An 18331-nucleotide genomic window follows, 5' to 3' on the forward strand; every position below is an offset into this window, starting at 1 on the left:
GCTATTGTTCACCCCCGCCCCTTTAAACCCTCCCATTTTTGTATTTGGTTCTTCCCCCCCCACCATTTTTGCTTTTGGGTGCGTCAGACGCACCGAACGCCACATTGGGGCGCTTGGGACCGGTGGCCGCGGTTCACCCGGATGGCCGCTCAACCCGCGGTGTGAGGCAGAAGTTCACCCTGGGCCGAGAGTGGCGCGTGGGACGAACCGCCACGGCCGGTTACCGTTACCGGTATGGCTGGGTCGGCGACGAGGAAGAGAAGCACGGGAAGCGGCGCGAAGGGGGCAGCGGCGCGTAAGCCGCGTACACCCGCGAAGTCACGTCCGGCCGCTCGCAAACCCGCGCCACGCGCCCGCCGCAAGACGCCCGGGATCTTCGGGAAGGGTGTCCGCGGCACCTGGAACCTGCTGGCCAAGGGCCTCGGCACGCTGGCCAGGACGGTCGGCCGCACCCGCGAGCTCGAGGCCGAGCACCGCCGCGACGGGCTCGCGCTGGGCCTGATCGCGCTGGCCATCGTCGCGGCCGTCGGCGTCTGGTGGCGGGCGGCCGGGCCGATCGGGGCCGGGGTGGAGATCGCCACCCGGACCGTCCTCGGCGCCGGGGCCGTCACGCTGCCGCTGGTGCTGGTCGTGGTCGCCGTCGCGCTGATGCGGTCCGAGCCGCACCCGGAGACGCGGCCGCGGATGGTCGTCGGCACGATCATGGTCGTCCTGTCCGTGCTGGGGATGCTGCACATCTTCACCGCGCTGCCGGAGACCAACGACGGCCGGATGTACGCCGGCGGCATCGTCGGCGCCTTCTCCGGCGGCCTGCTCACCATGGGCGTCACCACCTGGGTCGCCGTGCCGCTGCTGATCCTCGCGCTGTTCTTCGGCGTGCTCGTGTTCACCGGCACGCCGGTCCGCCAGATCCCGCAGCGGCTGCGCAACTGGGGCCTCGACGAGGAGGAGATCGCCGAGGCCGAGGCGCAGCGCTCGGGCTTCGCGACCGACGAGGAGAAGGTCGCCGACGCCGACCCGAAGGCCGCGCGGCTGCGCAAGCCGTCCCGGCGCCGCCAGGCCAGCGACGCCGAACCCGAGCAGCTGGACATCGACGCGATGCTGGCCGAGGCGCCGACGCCGATCAAGCCGCCCAAGCCCAAGCCGGTGCCCGAGGTCGTCGAGAAGAAGCCGAAGAAGGCCCCGGAACCGCCGCTCGCGGTCACCCGCACGGTCGAAGGCGACTACCAGCTCCCGCCGCCCGACCTGCTGAAGCTCGGCGACGCGCCGAAGTCCCGCAGCAAGGCCAACGACGCCATGATCGAGGCGATCACCGGCGTGCTGGAGCAGTTCAACGTCGACGCGCAGGTCACCGGCTTCACCCGGGGTCCGACGGTCACCCGCTACGAGGTCGAACTCGGCCCGGGCGTGAAGGTCGAGAAGATCACCGCGCTGACCAAGAACATCGCCTACGCGGTGGCCACCGACAACGTCCGCCTGCTGGCGCCGATCCCCGGCAAGTCGGCGGTCGGCATCGAGGTGCCGAACTCCGACCGCGAGATGGTCCGCCTCGGCGACGTCCTGCGGGCGCCGTCCACGGTCAAGGACAACCACCCGATGGTGATCGGCCTCGGCAAGGACATCGAGGGCCACTTCGTCACCGCGAACCTGACGAAGATGCCGCACCTGCTGGTCGCGGGGTCGACCGGGTCCGGTAAGTCGAGCTTCGTCAACTCGATGCTGGTGTCGCTGCTCGCGCGCTCGACGCCGGACGAGTGCCGGATGATCCTGATCGACCCGAAGATGGTCGAGCTGACGCCCTACGAGGGCATCCCGCACCTGATCACGCCCATCATCACCCAGCCGAAGAAGGCCGCCGCCGCGCTGGCGTGGCTGGTGGAGGAGATGGAGCAGCGCTACCAGGACATGCAGGTCAACAAGGTCCGGCACATCGACGACTACAACAAGAAGGTGCGCTCGGGCGAGATCACCGCGCCGCCGGGGTCCGAGCGCGAGTACCGGCCGTACCCGTACATCATGGCGATCGTCGACGAGCTCGCCGACCTGATGATGACCGCCCCGCGCGACGTCGAGGACGCGATCGTCCGCATCACCCAGAAGGCGCGTGCCGCGGGGATCCACCTGGTCCTGGCCACGCAGCGGCCGTCGGTGGACGTGGTGACCGGCCTGATCAAGACCAACGTGCCCTCGCGGCTGGCCTTCGCGACGTCGTCGCTGACCGACTCGCGGGTCATCCTGGACCAGCCGGGCGCGGAGAAGCTGATCGGCATGGGCGACGCGCTGTACCTGCCGATGGGGGCGGGCAAACCGGTCCGCATCCAGGGCGCGTTCGTCGGCGACGAAGAGATCGCCGCGGTCGTCAACTACGCGAAGGAGCAGGCGCAGCCGGATTACCAGGACGGCGTCACGGCCCAGAAGGCGGGCGAGAAGAAGGAGATCGACCCGGACATCGGCGACGACCTCGACGTCCTCCTGCAGGCGGCGGAGCTGATCGTGACGTCCCAGTTCGGCTCGACGTCGATGCTGCAGCGCAAGCTCCGGGTGGGCTTCGCGAAGGCGGGCCGGCTGATGGACCTGCTGGAGAGCCGGGGCGTGGTGGGCCCGTCGGAGGGCTCGAAGGCCCGCGACGTGCTGATCAAGCCGGAGGAACTGGAGTCGGTCCTGTTCATGATCCGCGGCGGCGGCCCGGTCGACGCGGACACCGGCGACGACGACGAGTAGCAGGCAGCCCCCTGGTTGATGCTTCAAGCCGTTCTGTGCGGTTTACTGGTGCAGATCGGCTTGAAGCATCGCCAGGGAGGTGGTCAGGGTGCTGCGGAGCTTCCGGCTCGCCAACCATCGCTCGTTCCGTGATGAGCAGGAGCTGCTCCTCATGCCCGCGAGGCCCGGCGATCCTCGTCCGGTCGTCCCGGTCGCGGCGATCTACGGTGCGAACGCCTCCGGCAAATCGAACTTGCTGAACGGTTTCTGGTTCATGCAGACGGCTGTCCTCGAAACGGTCGGCGGCATCGGCACGGGGGATGGCTTCCGGCTCGACGGCGGTGACGAGGAAAGATCTTCGTCCTACGTGGTCGAGCTCGGTGTGGACGGGAACCGCTACACCTACGGGTTCGTCGTTCGAGGCGGACTCGTGGAACAAGAGTGGTTGTACTCGTACCCGGAGAAACGCCGGAGGGTGCTCCTCGAACGAACCGGTGAACACCTCAAGTTCGGCAGCACCGTCCCGGATCTCAAGGCCAAGCTGACCGCCCTGGACGGACTCATCCAGCCGGACACGCTCGTCCTCGGTATCTGCAAGCGTCTCTCGCTCGAGCCGTTGTTGCCGGTCTACGAGTGGTTCAAAGCCGGCCTCCTCGTTCACTACCGGCATGCGGAGGACACCACGACGCCGCTCGGCGAGCGAGTCGCCTCCTTCCTCCGGCGCGGCCCGGAACACTCACGGCGGCTTCTGGGGCTGCTGGTCGCGGCCGATGTCGGTATCACCGATGTTTCGGTCGAGTACCGCGGCGAGCCCCTCCGGCCGCCGCATGCCCTCAGGACCCCGCGGAGGGTGCGGCGGCCCGGCATCGATCAAGTGCGACTGCGGTTCGTGCACGGCGCCTCCGGCGCCCTCTTCGACCTGGCCGACGAGTCGGCCGGAACGTTGAATTGGCTCGATCTCCTGCCGGCGGTGCTCGACGTGCTCGACGCCGGCCAGGTGTTCGTGGTCGACGAGATCGACGGCAGCCTCCACCCGCGGTTGACGGCGAAGCTGATCGAGCTGTTCCAGTCGACGGAGACCAACCCGCACGGCGCACAGTTGATCTTCACGACGCACGACACGAGTCTGCTGGGCACCATGCTGGGCGGTGACCTGCTGGATCGTGATCAGGTTTGGTTCGTGGAGAAGGGAGCCGACGGCGCCAGCGAGCTTTACCCGCTCACCGACTTCAAGCCGCGCAAGGACCAGAACACCGAGCGACGGTATCTCGCGGGCAGCTACGGGGCTGTCCCGGTCCTCGGTGACTTCGCGGAAGCGATCGCCGAACGGTGACCAGGCGGGAGAACAGCGACCGGCGACGTCCTGCGTTCCGGGAGCAGAGGCTGTCCCTGTTGGTGGTCTGCGGCGCCAAGGCAACGGAACCGGCGTACCTCGAAGGGCTGAAACGAGCCCGCCGGAACCCGGCTGTCACGGTGAAGGTGAAGGTCAAGGCGGCAGATCCCGAAGCGGTCGTGAGGTACGCCGCGGAATTGAGCGACCGGACCGGCGGTGCTCACGACGAGGTGTGGTGCGTCGTCGACGTCGATGAATTCGACCTCGGGCGGGCGGTGGTGCTCGCTCGGCGCCTCCGGGTGAACCTGGCGGTCTCGAACCCCTGCTTCGAGTTCTGGCTGTTGCTCCACTTCGAGATCTGCACGGCGCCGTTGAAGTGCTACGGCGATGTGGAAAAGCGGTTGCTGCGGCACGTACCCGGCTACAGCAAGTCCGCTTTGCGATTCGCGCACTACGAGCACGGCGTCGACGCAGCAGTACAGCGCTCGCGCCAGGCCGACGCCGGGCACACCCGGAATCCGTCCACACAGATGGGCTTGCTCGTCGAGAAGATGCTCTGAGCGCGTGCAACCCCGGCTCGGTCCGTTCCGTCATGGAGGCGTGGACCTACCGCGATTCGTAGCCGGACTGTTCGCCTTCGCCGTCGTCACGGTGGGCGCCGGGAGCTCGGTCGCCGCCGCGCCGGTTCCGGCCGGGGCGACGGCGACGGGGACGGTGAGCGCGCCCTCCGGGCAGGACGTCCCCCTGCGCCTGGGCCAGGAGGCTGCCGTGCAGGGGAAGGACCTGACCGTGCGCTACCTGCGGGTCGTCGCCGACTCTCGGTGCCGGCCCGGGATGACCTGCATCTGGCAGGGGGAGGCCACGCTGGCGTTCCTGCTGAAGGAGCCCGGCCGCGGCGAGAGCACCACGGCCGAGCTCCACAGCGGCCCGCGCACCGGCCCGCAGGCGACGTCGTTCGCCGCCAGCCGGATCGAGCTGGTCTCGGTGAGCGAGGACGGCGGGGAAGCGACCGTCCGGATCAGCTGATCAGCCGCCGAACTTGCGGACCGCCTGGTAGTACGTCCAGGCCGCGCCCTTGCAGGCGATGTTCGACCCGCAGACGCTCTTCAGGTCCGTGTACAGGTTGTCGTCGATCTTCAGCCGGTTCGCCGCGGTGAACCGGCCCTGCTTCTTGTAGTTGCGGTAGCCGAAGTCGTGCCGGTGGCAGCCCGGCAGGAACTGCCAGCCGAACGGGGTGTCCGGCGACCACGAGCAGCCGTCCGACGACCAGTCGAGCTGGCCGGAGTAGGGCGCGGAGTTCCGGATCGTTTCGAAGCCGGACAACGACGTCGAGAAGAGGTACTGGTCGGTGACCGCCGGGATGTCGACGGCGGCCGCGGTGCCGGTGCCCAGTAGGGCGCCCGCGCCGACAGAAACGGCCACCGTCACGGTGGCCCCCAGGTTCCGCAGTGTCGTGCGCATCGGTTTTCCTTGCCGATCGGTGGACTGGTGCCCGATCAGCTTCCGGCAGTGCAGTGGCGCACGTCACCGCCCGAAAGGAGGTTTTCACTCACAGTTCGAGCAACATGCGGGAATTCCCCAAGGTGTTCGGCTTGACGTAAGGAAGGTCGAGGAATTCGGCGACACCCGTGTCGTGCGACCGCCGCATCTCTTCGTAGACCTCGTGCGACACCGGGGTGCCGTCGATCTCCACGAACCCGTGCCCGGCGAAGAAGCTCGTCTCGAAGGTCAGCACGAACAGCCGTTTGAGACCCAGCTCACGTGCCTCGTCGACCAGCCGGGCGACCAGCACCCGCCCGACCCCCTGGCCGCGGACGGCCTTGTCGACCACGACCGTGCGCAGCTCGGCGATGTCCTCCCAGAGCACGTGCAGCGCGGCCGCGCCGACGACGTCGTCACCCACTTCGGCGACCCAGAACTCCTGGACGTCCTCGTACAGCGTGACCAGGTCCTTCTCCAGCAGGACGCGCCCGGCGTCCGAGTCGACCAGGGCCTTGATCTTGCGGACGTCGGCGATCCGGGCGCGGCGGACGGTCGGGCTAGGCGAGTCGGACGGCACGATCGTCCACCCTGCCACATCGCCCGGGGCGGGTGGCGACACGACCGGGCTACGCCGTCGTCGGGCCGCCCGGGACCGGCGGCTACCCTGAGCGTTGTGCCTTCCCCTGCCACGGACCCAGCCGCCACCCGACGCGTCTCCCTGCTGACCCTGGGCTGCGCCCGCAACGAGGTCGACTCGGAGGAGCTGGCGGGCCGGCTCGCGGCCGGCGGCTGGGAGCTGGCGGCCGATCCCGAAGAGTCCGATGTCGTGGTGGTCAACACCTGCGGCTTCGTCGAGTCGGCCAAGAAGGACTCCGTCGACACGCTGCTCGCCGCGTCCGACACGGGCAAGAAGGTCGTCGCCGTCGGCTGCATGGCCGAGCGCTACGGGCACGAGCTCGCCGACAGCCTCCCGGAGGCCGACGCGGTGCTGGGCTTCGACCACTACGCCGACCTCTCGGCCCGGCTCGACGACGTCGTCGCCGGCCGCAAGATCGCCTCGCACACGCCGGGTGACCGCCGCAAGCTGCTGCCGATCAGCCCGGTCGAGCGGCCCGCCGCCGCCGAGGCGGTCGAGGTCCCGGGGCACGCGCAGCACGGCTGGGGCCCGCGGGTGCTGCGCACGCGCCTGGACGACTCGCCGGTGGCCGCGCTGAAGATCGCTTCCGGCTGCGACCGGCGCTGCTCGTTCTGCGCGATCCCGTCGTTCCGCGGCTCCTTCGTCTCGCGGCAGCCGGACGAGGTCGTCGCCGAAGCGATGTGGCTGGCCGAGAACGGCGTCAAGGAGCTGTTCCTGGTCAGCGAGAACTCGACGTCGTACGGCAAGGACTTCGGCCGCGACGGCGCCACCGCGCTGGAGCGGTTGCTGCCGCGGCTGGCGGAGATCGACGGCATCGAGCGCGTCCGGGTCTCCTACTTGCAGCCGGCCGAGACGCGCCCGCAGCTGGTCAAGGCCATCGCGACCACGCCGGGCGTCGCCGAGTACTTCGACCTGTCCTTCCAGCACTCCAGCGAGCAGGTGCTGCGCCGGATGCGCCGGTTCGGCTCGACCGACTCGTTCCTGGCGCTGTGCGAGCAGATCCGCGAGTACGCGCCCGAGGCCGGCATCCGGACCAACGTGATCGTCGGGTTCCCCGGCGAGACCGAGCACGACCTGAGCGAGCTCGAGCGGTTCCTGACCGGCGCACGCCTCGACGCCGTGGGCGTCTTCGGCTACTCCGACGAGGACGGCACCGAGGCCGAAACCTTCGACGGGAAGCTCTCCGCCGAGGAGGTCGCCGCGCGCGTCACCCGGATCTCGGCGCTGGTCGAGGAGCTGACCGCGCAGCGCGCCGAGGACCGGATCGGCACGCTCGTCGACGTCCTGGTCGAGCTGGACGACGACGGCGAGCTCACCGGCCGCGCCGCGCACCAGGCGCCGGAGGTCGACGGCGAGTGCGTCATCCTCGACGCGCCGGAGAAGGTGCAGGTGGGTGACTTCCTGCGCTGCGAGGTCGTCGACTCGGCGGGCGTGGACCTGATCGTCCGCGCGGTACCGGACGCCGACCGGTGAGTGCGCTCCCCAGCGACGCCGCCGACGAGGGCCTCGCGCGCGACACCGCCGCCCAGGTCCCCGAGCCGACCCCGGTTCCCACGCTCAACGTCGCGAACCTGCTGACGCTGTCGCGGCTGGTCCTGGTGCCGCTGTTCGTGATCGCGCTGTTCGTCGGCGACGGCCACGACACGACCTGGCGCGCGCTCGCGACCGGGTTGTTCGCGATCGCCTCGGCCACCGACCAGCTGGACGGCTGGGTGGCCCGCAAGTACGGTCTGATCACCGACTTCGGCAAGATCGCCGACCCGATCGCGGACAAGGCGCTGACCGGCGCGGCGCTGGTCGGGCTGAGCGTGCTGGGCGAGCTCGGGTGGTGGGTCACGATCGTCATCGCGGTCCGCGAAATCGGCGTGACGCTGCTGCGGTTCTGGGTGATCCGGCACGGCGTGATCCCGGCCAGCCGCGGCGGGAAGGCCAAGACGATGGCCCAGATCGCGGCGATCGTGGCGTACCTGCTGCCGCTGCCGGTGGGAGCGGACCCGGTGCGGTGGGCGCTGATGGGGCTGGCGCTGGTGCTGACCGTCGTGACCGGCGTCGACTACCTGGTGCGGGCGGTGCGGCTGCGCGCGGCCGGGCGCCGGGTCACCGGGAGCTGACGGTGGCCGGAACCCCCGCCGAAGCGTCGCGAACGCCTCATTCGGGACCTCCGGCGCCGGCACCGGGTCATCCGCGACCTCCGGTGCGGGGTGACGAGCAGGCCGCCGCGCTGATCGGCGCCCTGACCGCGCGGGGCGAGACGGTCGCCGCGGCCGAGTCCCTCACCGCCGGCCTGGTCTGCGCGACCCTCGCGCGGGTGCCGGGGGCCAGCGCGGCGCTGCGCGGGGGACTGGTCGTCTACGCGACCGAGCTGAAGGCGGCCCTGGCCGGCGTCTCTTCGGAGCTGCTGGCCGAGCACGGCGCCGTCCACCCCGAGGTGGCCGCCCAGCTGGCCGAGGGCGCGCGCGACCGGTGCGGCGCCACCTGGGGCCTCGGGCTCACCGGCGTGGCCGGGCCGTCGGCGCAGGACGGCGTCGCGCCGGGCACGGTGCACGTCGGGCTGGCCGGACCGGGAACACGTACAGTCCGTACGCTGGCCTTGTCCGGCGATCGCGATTTGATCAGGACCGAGTCGGTCTTGGCGGCGTTTGCCCTGCTCGGGGAACATTTGAGGTGAAACACGCGTTCGCCCTTGGCGTACGTGCACACCAACTCCTGCGCCCGGGGCACCGCTCTGGGTAACGTAGGGGGTACTTGTTCGGAAGGGAGGCGCGTGATGACCGTGCTGTTGCGTGAGGCGATCGGTGATCGGCTCCGTCATGCCCGCACCAACCAGCGTCGTACGCTGCGCGACATCTCCCGCGCCGCCAGGGTCAGCCTCGGCTACCTCTCGGAGGTCGAGCGGGGCCAGAAGGAGGCGTCGAGCGAGCTGCTCGCATCCATCTGCCAGGCCCTGGACCTTCCGCTCGGCGAGCTGCTGCACAACGTGGCGGCGGACGTATCGGCCCTCGACAACGTCGAGGTCCCACCGGTCGACGAGCGGATCGTGGAGGGCGCGCCCCGGGAGAAGCGGGGCGCGGAGGCTTCGGCCGCCGGCATCGAAGGCGGCCGCCTGATGTCCGAGCTGATCGGCAACGACCTCGCCGACCTGCGGGTTTCCCCGGCCCCGCGGATGAACACGACGCTGCGGACGACGATCGGCCAGCCCAAGCTGGCCTCCACGATCGCCGCGTAGCCCCAGCGCACACGACCGCACGGCCCCGGGCAACCCGCCCGGGGCCGTCGGCGTTGTCTACGGGTAGTGATCGGGGTGATCCCTGAATTCGGCCGGGTCGCCTGGAACGGACGTGGCCGACCTGACACGATGGAACCCGACGCCGGGGTCGGAGCGTTGTACTTGCAGGGGAGCGACGCCCCACACCCCGAGTACCTAGGCCCGTGGGACGCAAGAAGGCAGGCGGAGGAGATGGCCAACCCGTTCGTGAAGTTCTGGAAGTACATGATGGCGGCGTTCTCGTCGAAGATCGACGAGCACGCCGACCCGAAGGTACAGATCCAGCAGGCCATCGAGGAGGCGCAGCGCAACCACCAGGCGCTGACGCAGCAGGCCGCCTCCGTGATCGGCAACCAGCGGCAGCTGGAGATGAAGCTCAACCGGCAGCTCGGCGACGTCGAGAAGCTGCAGGCCTCGACCCGGCAGGCGCTCGTCCTCGCGGACGAGGCCCGCTCGAAGGGTGACGAGCAGAAGGCCGTCGAGTTCGAGAACGCCGCGGAGAGCTTCGCCACGCAGCTCGTCACGGCCGAGCAGAACATCGAGGACCTGAAGACGCTGCACGACCAGTCGCTGCAGGCCGCGGCGCAGGCGAAGCAGGCCGTCGAGCGGAACTCGCAGATGCTGCAGCAGAAGCTCGCCGAGCGCACCAAGCTGCTCTCGCAGCTGGAGCAGGCGAAGATGCAGGAGCAGGTCTCCGCTTCGCTGAACCAGATGAGCCAGCTGGCCGCGCCGGGCAACACGCCGTCGCTGGAAGAGGTCCGCGACAAGATCGAGAAGCGCTACACCACCGCGCTGGGCCAGGCGGAACTCGCCCAGAACTCGGTCCAGGGGCGCATGATGGAGGTCCAGGCCTCCACCACGCAGCTGGCCGGCCACTCGCGGCTCGAGCAGATCCGGTCGTCGATGCGCGGCGAGTCGGTCGCGCAGGTGACCGACGGCGGCAAGACGGCCCAGCAGCCGGCCAGCAGCTCGGCCGACATCCAGCGGGAAATCCAGGCGCGGGTGCAGGCCGAGCAGGGCAAGAACCCGGCCTGACGACTCCGGAGGGGGCGAGCACCATGGGGCAGCAGGGCAGACGGCGCGACTTCAGCGAGCTGAGCGCGAAGCTGGAGAAGCACATCGAGAAGCTGCCCGACTACGCGGTGCGCGCCCAGGAGAAGCTCCAGAAGGTGCAGAAGTACTTCCCGCCGGCCGACCAGGCCGGCGGGAAGCCCGCACCGCAGCGCCCCAACCCGTTGCAACGCCCGCAGGTGCGGCGCCCGGACATGACGGCGTCGCTGTCGTCGATGGCCGGCCAGGTCCCGGCGTTCGCCGAGGCCCGCGCCAAGTGGGACCGCTGGAACCACCCGGCGGCGAAGCTCGAACGCCGCAAGCGCCGGACGTCGAAGGCGATGACGCTGTGGATCATCCTGACGATCCTGTGCGCGGTCGTGACGGTGGCCGCGGCGGTGGGCTGGCTCAGCCCGGCCGGCGTCGCGATGATGCCGCAGGCGATCACGGCGTTCGCCGGAGCCGTCATCTTCGGCACGTTCAGCGTCCGCTCCGGCCTGAAGCTGCGTGAACTCAAGCGCACCCCGATCCCGGCGGCCCCGGCCGGCCCGCCGCCGTTGCCGCCCGCTCGCTCGGCGGCCCGTGAGCCGATGGAACGCCTCGCCGAGTGCGAAGCCTCGCTGACGGAGCTCCTGCGCCAGCTTTCGGTGCCCTCGTCGCTGGGGACACCGCTGGTCTCGGAGGTCTCGGTCGCGGACGCTCGCCAGACGGCGACCGAAGCGGCGGCCGCGTTGCGCGGCCTGGCCGGCCGCATCCAGGCGATCGAGCGCGGCCGCGACTCGGCACCCGCCCGGGAGAAGGCGGCCCTGGACGCGGCGGTGGCCAAGCTCCGCGAGCAGCTCGAAGACGGCCTCGAGGGCTACCGCGGCCTGGTCGCCGCGGCCGGCCACACGGTCGCCGCCGCCGGCGACGGCCTGGTGACGTCCAAGCAAGCCCTCACCGACGCCACCGACCGCCTCGCCGGCCTAGCCATGGCCCTCCGCGAACTCTCCTGACCCATCCTCCCGTGATCCACCCCGGATCCCGCGTGATCAGACCCGTAACTCGCGTGATCCGGGCCGGAACTCGCGTGATCAGAGCCGGTACGGCCTCAATCACGCGAGTCACGGGCCCAGTCACGCGAGTTCCGGCTTCGATCACGCGGATTCCGGGTCTGATCACGCGGATTCGGGCTTCGTTGGGCCATTGGGATCGGAAACTCGGCCGTTCGAGGGCCGCCGGATGGGGGAGGCGGGGGTTTGTCACCCGGCGTGCGTGATCGTGCGTTTCACCCCGGCGTCGCCCCCTGTTCACCTTCCGGGGCCGAAACCCGCGCGTAATCGGAAACTGATGGCTACGGAAACGTCCGCGCCCTAACGTTTCTGTCATGCATGCCGAGGTGTCACTCGCCGGGAGGCCCGCCGTGGACTGAGGTTCGACGGCGCCGACCGTACACAGTGGACTTTCTCGACCGCCGAGGAAAGGACGCCCCGTGAACACGCTCCCGCCGGACCCGGACCCCGTGCCGATCACCCCGCCCACCGCCTCCCAGCGCGTCATCGCGGCCTTCGAACGCCTCACCGAGGCCGGCCGTCCCGAACTCTGGACCACCCTCCGCGCCGTCGAAGACGTCCTCGTCGACGCCAAAGCCGTCGACGAGCGCGTCAAGGCCGGTGAAGACCTGCCGCTGGCCGGCACCGTCATCGCCGTCCAAGACCTGATCGACGTCGCCGGGCAGCCGTCCGGCCACGGCGTCCCGGAAACCAGTGCCGCGGTCGTCACCCGGCTCACCGCCGCCGGCGCCGTCGTGCTCGGCAAGACCGGCGCCGCCATGATCTCCGGCGCCTGGGACCGCACGAAGGCCGGCGGCAACGGCGCCGCGGTCGCCGTCGCGCTCGGCGTCGTCGACCTGGCCCTGAGCACCGGCGGCGCCGTTCCGGCCGCGCTGAACGCCATCGCCGCGGTGAAGCCGACGCGAGGCCTCCTGCCCGCCGCCGACAACGTCTCCGTGTACGCGACCGGCCTGGTCGCGGCCCACCGAGCGCTCACCCTGATGACCGGCGGCGACCGTCCCTGGCCCGCCGACGTCCGCCTCGGCGCCGGCGAGCACCCGCGGATCGCCTACCCCGACGACCTCCCCCTCGGCGAGGCCGCGAGCCTCGCCCTCGAGGCCGTCGTCGCCCGGCTGACCGCCGCCGGCGCCGTGCTCGCCCCGATCTCCGTACCCGACCAGGGTTTCGACGGCTTCGACGCCCTCCTCCTGCCGACGGTGCCGGAGCACCCGGGGATCGCCGAGGCGCTGGCCGACCCGGCCGGCGTAGGCCACCGCCTGACCTCCTGCACGGCCTTCGCGAACCTCCTCGACGTGGCCGCCGTGTCCGTCCCGGTGCTGCCGGGCGACCGCCGTCCGTTCGGCGTCACCTTCCTGGCGCGGGCGTTCGAAGACCAGATCGCCCTCGACCTGGCGACCGTCTGCACGGACGAGCCGATGACGCCCTACCCGGAGCCGGGGGAGGACGTCGTGGTGTTCGGCGCTCACCTGCGCGGCCAGCCGCTCAACGCCGACCTCACCGCCCTCGGCGCCCGCTTCACCGGACCGGTCCGGACCACCGACGCCTACCGGATGGTGCTGCTGGACACCGAACCGCCGCAGCCGGGCGTCATCGAGGGCACCGCCACCCTCGACGGCGAGCGCTGGCGCCTGTCCCCGGCCGCGTTCGAGCGGTTCGCCACCACCCTGAAGGAGCCGTTTGTGCTCGACCGCGTCGTGCTCGACGACGGCACCGCACCCCTGGCCGTCCGGTGCCTGACGGCCGAGGGACCTGGTCTGGACCGCTACGAGTCCTGGCGCGGGTACGTGCGCTTCGCGTCTACCGCCGGGCCGCGAGACCCCGGGTGACGCGCCGCACCAAACCCGGACCGTGCAGCGCGAAGCCCGTGTAGAGCTGCACGAGCGACGCACCGGCGTCGACGAGCCGGACAGCGTCGTCCGGGCCCATGATCCCGCCGACACCGATGATCGGCAGGCTCCCGCCGGTCCGGTCGTGCACGAACCGCACGACCTCGGCCGCGCGGGTGGTCAGCGGCCGGCCGGACAGTCCTCCCGCCTGTCCGGCCAGGCCGCTTTCCGCGGGGGCGATGCCCTCGCGCGACAGCGTCGTGTTCGTGGCGATGATCCCGGCGACACCGTGCTCGAGCGCGACTTCCAGCAGCTCGGCCAGCGCGTCGTCGGTCAGGTCGGGCGCGACCTTCACCAGCACCGGCACCGGCGACCCGCCGCCGGCCAGCTCGGCCGACGTCGCACGCAGCTCGCCGAGCAGCTCGGCGAGCGCCGTGCGGTCCTGCAGCTGCCGCAGCCCCGGCGTGTTGGGGGAGCTGACGTTGATCGCGAAGTAGTCCGCGTACGGGTGCAGCGCGCGCAGCGAGAACCGGTAGTCCTCGACGGCGTCCTCGAGTGGCGTCACCTTCGACTTGCCGATGCTGATCCCCAGCGGGACACCCGGTTTCCCGTCGCGCGCGAGCTTGGCCGCGAGCGCTTCGGCGCCCTCGTTGTTGAATCCCATGCGGTTGATCACCGCGTCGCTGGCGGGCAGGCTGAACAGCCGCGGCTTCGGGTTGCCCGGCTGCGCGAGCCGCGTCACGGTGCCGACTTCGACGAACCCGAAGCCCAGCGCGGCCCACGCCGGCAGCGCGCGGCCGTTCTTGTCCATCCCGGCGGCCAAGCCGACGCGGTTGGGGAACCGCAGGCCCAGCACGGTCACCGGGTCGTCGACGTGGAAAACACCGGGAACGCGGGGAGCGAGCTTGCCGAGCCGGGCGAGGACGGCGATCGTGCGCTCGTGCACCAGTTCGGGGTCGTCGGAGGACAGCCGGTACAGCGCCGGGCGGACGATCTTGTCGAAGAACACGCCCCCATGCTGCCAAATCGCCCGCCGGGCGCGACCCGAGCGTCACACCGGAGTGAAGGCCGCCACTACTCGCGGTCCTTCCACTCGTCCTCGAGCATCGCGTAGATCAGTTCGTCGGTCCACTCGCCCTTGACGATCTCGTTTTCCCTGAGGTGCGCTTCGCGGCGCATGCCGAGCCGTTCCATCAACGCGGCGGACGCGGTGTTCCGGCCGTCGCAGCGGCCGATGATGCGGTGCAGCCCCAGGTCTTCGAAGCCCAGCCGCAGCAGCTCGGTGGTCGCCTCGGCGGCCAGGCCCTTGCCGTGGTGGTCCGGGTGGAAGACGAAGCCGATCTCGCCCTGGCGGTGTTCGCTGCTCAGCCACTCCAGGTTCAGGTCGCCGATGAGCTGCCCGGTCGCGGCCAGTTCGACCGCCACGGCGAGGAACTGCCCTTCCTTCGTCAATGTCGAGCTGTGCACCCGCTTCGCGAGCGCGGCGGCCGACTCGGCGCGGCTGCGCGGACCCCAGTAGAGGTAGCGGGCGACGTCGGCGCGGGACTGGAAGGAGTTCAGCGCGTCGAGGTCCCCGGACGTGAACGGGCGCAGGATTAGCCGGGCCGTGGTGATCGGGTAGTCGGGCCTGAGCATGCATCCAGGCTAGCGACCGTCAGCCGTCCGGGGGACGGAACGGCGAAACGCTGATCGCCGGACGGTCGTCTTGCTACGCCGGATGGCGCTACCTGCACAGATGAGCGAAACTGTATCGATCGTTACCCATCCGACCACAGCCACGGCCGACCACCTTTCGCAGCAACAGTTACGTCCCGCGCGGAGGGGGGCGGCCTACTTTTGGCCGGATGGGTAAAGGGACCCCCGGGGGTGCTCTCAAGCGCCGTCAAACGCCTGAGCCCGAGCCGGACTGGTGCTCGGGAACCCCGGGGGCACGGTGACTGCCTGGTATTCGCTATCAGGCACCACGTGAAGCAGGCGATGAGCCGAAGGTGGCTCGGTTGTATCGCTGCTCAAAGTCCTCCACGTGCCATCCGCTAGCGGACAGTCACCTCACGAGTCCTGTTGGAATACAACTTAGGACCACCTCCTTTCTCGTGTACTGCCACGCTAGGTGAAGTCCGCGGTGGCGTGCAACGTCATTTCGCCGATCTCACTCCGCAGACGGGCTTTCCGCCGCTCGCCGAGGAAGGAGGCGTCGACGGCGTTCTCCGCGAGCCGGGCCAGTTCGGCCGCGGTGAGGCCGAGCGCCTCGGCGACGGCGACGTACTCGCCGGTGAGCGTGGCGCCGAACATCGGCGGGTCGTCGGTGTTGAGCGTGACGACGACGCCGTGGTCGAGCATGCGCCGGACCGGGTGCGCGGCCACGGACCGGACCTGCCCGGTCCGGACGTTCGACGTCGGGCACACTTCGAGCGGGATCCGGTGCGCCGCAAGGTATTCCAGGAGGGCCGGATCGGCCGCGCAGCTGGTGCCGTGGCCGATCCGCTCGGCGCCGAGGTCGTGCAGCGCGGACCAGATGGTGGCCGGTCCGGTCGTCTCGCCGGCGTGCGGGACGCTGTGCAGCCCGGCTTCCCGCGCCCGCGTGAAGTACGGCTCGAACTGCGCGCGCCCGACGCCGAGTTCGGGGCCGCCGAGCCCGAACGACACCAGGCCTTCGGGGCGTTCGCGGAGCGCGAACACGAGGGTCTCCCGCCCGGCGCGGCTGCCCTTTTCGCCCGGAATGTCGAAGCACCAGGCCAGTTCCACGCCGAGTTCGGCGGCGCGGGCCCGGCCGGTTTCCAGCCCGGTCAGCAGGTCGTCGCCGGACATGCCGTCGAGCAGGTGGTTGTACGGCGTCACGGTGACTTCGGCGTAGCGGCAGTTGTGCGCGGCGAGATCCGCCGCCAGGCCGGTCACGAGCGTGTGGATGTCGTGGCGGTCGCGCACCAGCGACGTGACCGCGAGGTAGACGGTGAGGAAGTGGGCGAAGTCGCGGAAGGTGAAGAACTCCGCGAGCTCGCGCTCGTCGGTGGGGATGCCGGCGGCGGGGCGGCGCCGGGCCAGCTCCAGCACGGTCGGCAGGCTCGCCGAGCCGACCAGGTGGACGTGCAGTTCGACCTTGGGCAGGGCGTGCGCGAACGCGCGCAGCGCCTGCCCGGTCAGGATTCCGGGCATGACGAAGCTCCCTTGAGGGGGTACGAGGTGACGGAAGAAGAGCGCGGCTCAGGGAGCGAGGTCGCCGCGTTCGGTGTCGGCCCCGTAGAGCGGGAGCTTGAACGTCGTCACGGGCACCAGCCTACTGCGGCGGGTACGGGCCTGCCTGGTCCTTCGGGCAGAACCAGGTCGGCCGCCGCTGGACGTCGTGTCCCTGCGTGCGGACCAGGAGCTTGCCGCCGCAGCGGAAGCAGCCCTGGCGGGTGCGCTCGTACACCCAGTTCTTGCGGTTGCGGTCGAGGTGGCCGGTGGTGCTCTGGTCGAACCGCCCGGCGAGGGCGTTGGCCAGCAGCAGCTTGCGGGCCAGCGCGACCGTGCGCTCGGCGTCCACTTCGGACACCGGTGTCCACGGCGTCACCCCGAGCAGGAAGGCGATTTCGCACTTGTAGAGGTTGCCGACGCCCGCCATCACGCGCTGGTCCAGCAGTGCGAGCCCGAGTTCACGCGCCGGCGCGGCGGTCAGGTTCGCGATCGCCTGCTTCAGGTGGTCGTCCGTCCACTTCGGATCGAGCAGGTCCGGGCCGAGGTGGGTGACGAGGTCGTGTTCCTTGCTCGTGGCCACGAGTTTCAGGTCGTGCACGCGGAACCCGATCGCCTGGACGTCGGCGGCGGTGAAGATCACCCGCGCGTGGTGGCCGGGTCGCCGCCACTTCGCGCCGGCGGGGTAGACGTCCCACATCCCGTCCATCATCAGGTGCGAGTGCAGGGTCAGGTCGCCGGAGAAGCGGGTGAACAGGTGCTTGCCGACCGTGCCGACGCCGAGCACCTCGCGGCCGGAAAGGTCCACAGTGGCCAGTTGTGGCACCCGGAACTCGCCGCGCAGCAACGTCTTCCCGGTCATCGCCTTGGCGAAGCGCCGGGCGACCAGGAAGACGGTGTCACCTTCGGGCACGGCTCACCCCGCGGATTCGGACACCTCGGCCGGTGCCTCGGGTGTCTCCGGGGCCGGGCCTTCGGGCCAGTCCGGGCCTTCGGCCTCCTCGCCGGCGATGCGGTGCCGGCCCGCCCGGTTCGAGCGCAGGATCTTCGCCAGCACCATGTTGAACGTCAGCGCGATCTCCTGCGCGCCCGGCGAGTGCCATTCGTGGATCGGGCTGCACGCGCCCTGGGCCTGCTGCACCGCGAGCCGGTCGGTGATCGCCGTCGGCATCACCAGCGAGCCGAAGTTCTCGCGCAGCTCGGCGATCCGGAACTGGTGTTCGTAGGAGCGCACGCGCAGCTTGTTCACCAGGACGCCGATCGGGCGCAGCTCCGGGTTGAGCTCCTTGCGGATCTTCTCGATCGCCTCCAGGGCGCGCGACGCCCCGGCGACGGCGTACATCGTGGGCTCGGTCACGATCAGCGCGCTGTCCGCGGCGACCAGCGCCGACTTCGTCAGGCGGCCCAGCGACGGCGGGCAGTCGAGGATCACCAGCTCGTACGGGGTTTCCCGCAGCGGCGTGCGGTGCAGCTCGTCCAGCGCGCGCGAGAAGTTCGCCAGGCGCTCGCTGTCGGCGTCCGGGTCGTTGAGCAGCTCCAGCTCTTCGGCACCGACGAGGACGTCGACGTCCTCGCTCCAGACGCTCGGGGCGATCGCGCGCTCCAGCGTTTCCCGGGTGGGGGTCTCGAGCACGTCCGCGAGGGTGGCGTCGGTGTAGGGCGGGTCGAGCGAGGTGGTGGCGTTGCCCTGCGGGTCGAGGTCGACCACCAGCGTCCGCGTGCCCCTACGCAAGGCGGCGGACGCGATACCGAGAGCGACCGTCGTCTTGCCGACGCCTCCCTTGAGGCTGAGTACGGCGACCGTGTGCACGTTCA

General features: G+C 70.6%; 18 protein-coding genes. 11 read left to right on the forward strand and 7 right to left on the reverse strand.

Going from position 1 to position 18331, the window contains the following annotated elements; translation table 11 throughout:
* Nucleotides 1-234 precede the first annotated feature (234 nt).
* From ACWEF6_RS35210 to ACWEF6_RS35225, 4 genes are all read left to right on the forward strand, one after another.
* The gene (locus ACWEF6_RS35210) at nt 235-2721 is read left to right on the forward strand and encodes a DNA translocase FtsK (protein ID WP_449686893.1); all 2487 of its coding nucleotides are present in this window, start codon (nt 235-237) and stop codon (nt 2719-2721) included.
* Nucleotides 2722-2809: 88 nt separating this feature from the next.
* Nucleotides 2810-4033, forward strand: coding sequence for an AAA family ATPase (locus ACWEF6_RS35215; RefSeq protein WP_449686894.1), 1224 nt, complete (start codon nt 2810-2812; stop codon nt 4031-4033).
* A complete protein-coding gene (locus ACWEF6_RS35220; RefSeq protein WP_449686895.1) occupies nt 4030-4593 on the forward strand; it encodes an RloB family protein in 564 nt (187 codons plus the stop codon). Before ACWEF6_RS35215 ends, ACWEF6_RS35220 begins: the two co-directional genes overlap by 4 nt.
* 40 nt (nt 4594-4633) lie before the next feature.
* On the forward strand, nt 4634-5059 hold the full coding sequence (locus ACWEF6_RS35225) for a hypothetical protein (RefSeq protein WP_449686896.1): 426 nt from the start codon (nt 4634-4636) through the stop codon (nt 5057-5059).
* Here the strand turns inward: ACWEF6_RS35225 and ACWEF6_RS35230 are convergent, their stop codons facing one another.
* Together ACWEF6_RS35230 and ACWEF6_RS35235 are read right to left on the reverse strand one after the other, a co-directional pair.
* Nucleotides 5060-5494, reverse strand: a complete 435-nt coding sequence (locus ACWEF6_RS35230; RefSeq protein WP_449678366.1) for a phospholipase — start codon at nt 5492-5494, stop codon at nt 5060-5062.
* 88 nt (nt 5495-5582) lie between these two features.
* Nucleotides 5583-6092, reverse strand: a complete 510-nt coding sequence (locus ACWEF6_RS35235) for an amino-acid N-acetyltransferase (protein ID WP_449686897.1) — start codon at nt 6090-6092, stop codon at nt 5583-5585.
* Nucleotides 6093-6188: 96 nt separating this feature from the next.
* On the opposite strand from ACWEF6_RS35235, the gene rimO reads away from it, so the two are divergent.
* The 7 genes from rimO (at nt 6189) to ACWEF6_RS35270 (ending at nt 13345) form a co-directional block, all read left to right on the forward strand.
* A complete protein-coding gene (rimO, locus tag ACWEF6_RS35240; RefSeq protein WP_449686898.1) occupies nt 6189-7625 on the forward strand; it encodes a 30S ribosomal protein S12 methylthiotransferase RimO in 1437 nt (478 codons plus the stop codon).
* Nucleotides 7622-8263, forward strand: a complete 642-nt coding sequence (pgsA, locus tag ACWEF6_RS35245; RefSeq protein WP_449686899.1) for a CDP-diacylglycerol--glycerol-3-phosphate 3-phosphatidyltransferase — start codon at nt 7622-7624, stop codon at nt 8261-8263. Before rimO ends, pgsA begins: the two co-directional genes overlap by 4 nt.
* A gap of 83 nt (nt 8264-8346) precedes the next feature.
* Complete coding sequence (locus ACWEF6_RS35250; RefSeq protein WP_449686900.1) at nt 8347-8820, forward strand: CinA family protein; 474 nt, start codon at nt 8347-8349, stop codon at nt 8818-8820.
* A 99-nt stretch (nt 8821-8919) separates the two neighbouring features.
* Nucleotides 8920-9378 carry a helix-turn-helix domain-containing protein gene (locus tag ACWEF6_RS35255; protein ID WP_167454979.1) on the forward strand — a complete coding sequence of 153 codons (459 nt, stop codon included), beginning with the start codon at nt 8920-8922 and terminating at the stop codon, nt 9376-9378.
* A gap of 231 nt (nt 9379-9609) precedes the next feature.
* Nucleotides 9610-10452 (forward strand): PspA/IM30 family protein, encoded by an 843-nt coding sequence (locus ACWEF6_RS35260; RefSeq protein WP_325154408.1) that lies wholly within the window; start codon nt 9610-9612, stop codon nt 10450-10452.
* Between the two features lie 23 nt (nt 10453-10475).
* The gene (gene pspM / locus ACWEF6_RS35265) at nt 10476-11462 is read left to right on the forward strand and encodes a phage shock envelope stress response protein PspM (protein WP_449686901.1); all 987 of its coding nucleotides are present in this window, start codon (nt 10476-10478) and stop codon (nt 11460-11462) included.
* Nucleotides 11463-11938: 476 nt separating this feature from the next.
* A complete protein-coding gene (locus ACWEF6_RS35270; protein ID WP_449686902.1) occupies nt 11939-13345 on the forward strand; it encodes an allophanate hydrolase-related protein in 1407 nt (468 codons plus the stop codon).
* Here the strand turns inward: ACWEF6_RS35270 and ACWEF6_RS35275 are convergent.
* The 5 genes from ACWEF6_RS35275 to ACWEF6_RS35295 all read right to left on the reverse strand — a co-directional run bounded on the left by ACWEF6_RS35275 (nt 13317) and on the right by ACWEF6_RS35295 (nt 18326).
* Entirely contained in the window at nt 13317-14354 is a 1038-nt protein-coding gene (locus ACWEF6_RS35275) for a quinone-dependent dihydroorotate dehydrogenase (RefSeq protein ID WP_449686903.1), read from the reverse strand. The genes ACWEF6_RS35270 and ACWEF6_RS35275 overlap by 29 nt on opposite strands.
* Before the next feature lie 65 nt (nt 14355-14419).
* The gene (locus ACWEF6_RS35280; RefSeq protein ID WP_449686904.1) at nt 14420-14980 is read right to left on the reverse strand and encodes a GNAT family N-acetyltransferase; all 561 of its coding nucleotides are present in this window, start codon (nt 14978-14980) and stop codon (nt 14420-14422) included.
* A 471-nt stretch (nt 14981-15451) separates the two neighbouring features.
* A complete protein-coding gene (gene add, locus ACWEF6_RS35285; protein ID WP_449686905.1) occupies nt 15452-16498 on the reverse strand; it encodes an adenosine deaminase in 1047 nt (348 codons plus the stop codon).
* A gap of 121 nt (nt 16499-16619) precedes the next feature.
* The gene (locus ACWEF6_RS35290) at nt 16620-17429 is read right to left on the reverse strand and encodes a DNA-formamidopyrimidine glycosylase family protein (protein WP_449686906.1); all 810 of its coding nucleotides are present in this window, start codon (nt 17427-17429) and stop codon (nt 16620-16622) included.
* A 3-nt stretch (nt 17430-17432) separates the two neighbouring features.
* Nucleotides 17433-18326 carry a ParA family protein gene (locus ACWEF6_RS35295; RefSeq protein ID WP_449686907.1) on the reverse strand — a complete coding sequence of 298 codons (894 nt, stop codon included), beginning with the start codon at nt 18324-18326 and terminating at the stop codon, nt 17433-17435.
* Nucleotides 18327-18331 lie beyond the last annotated feature (5 nt).

This window comes from Amycolatopsis sp. NPDC004772 (genome assembly GCF_053601215.1).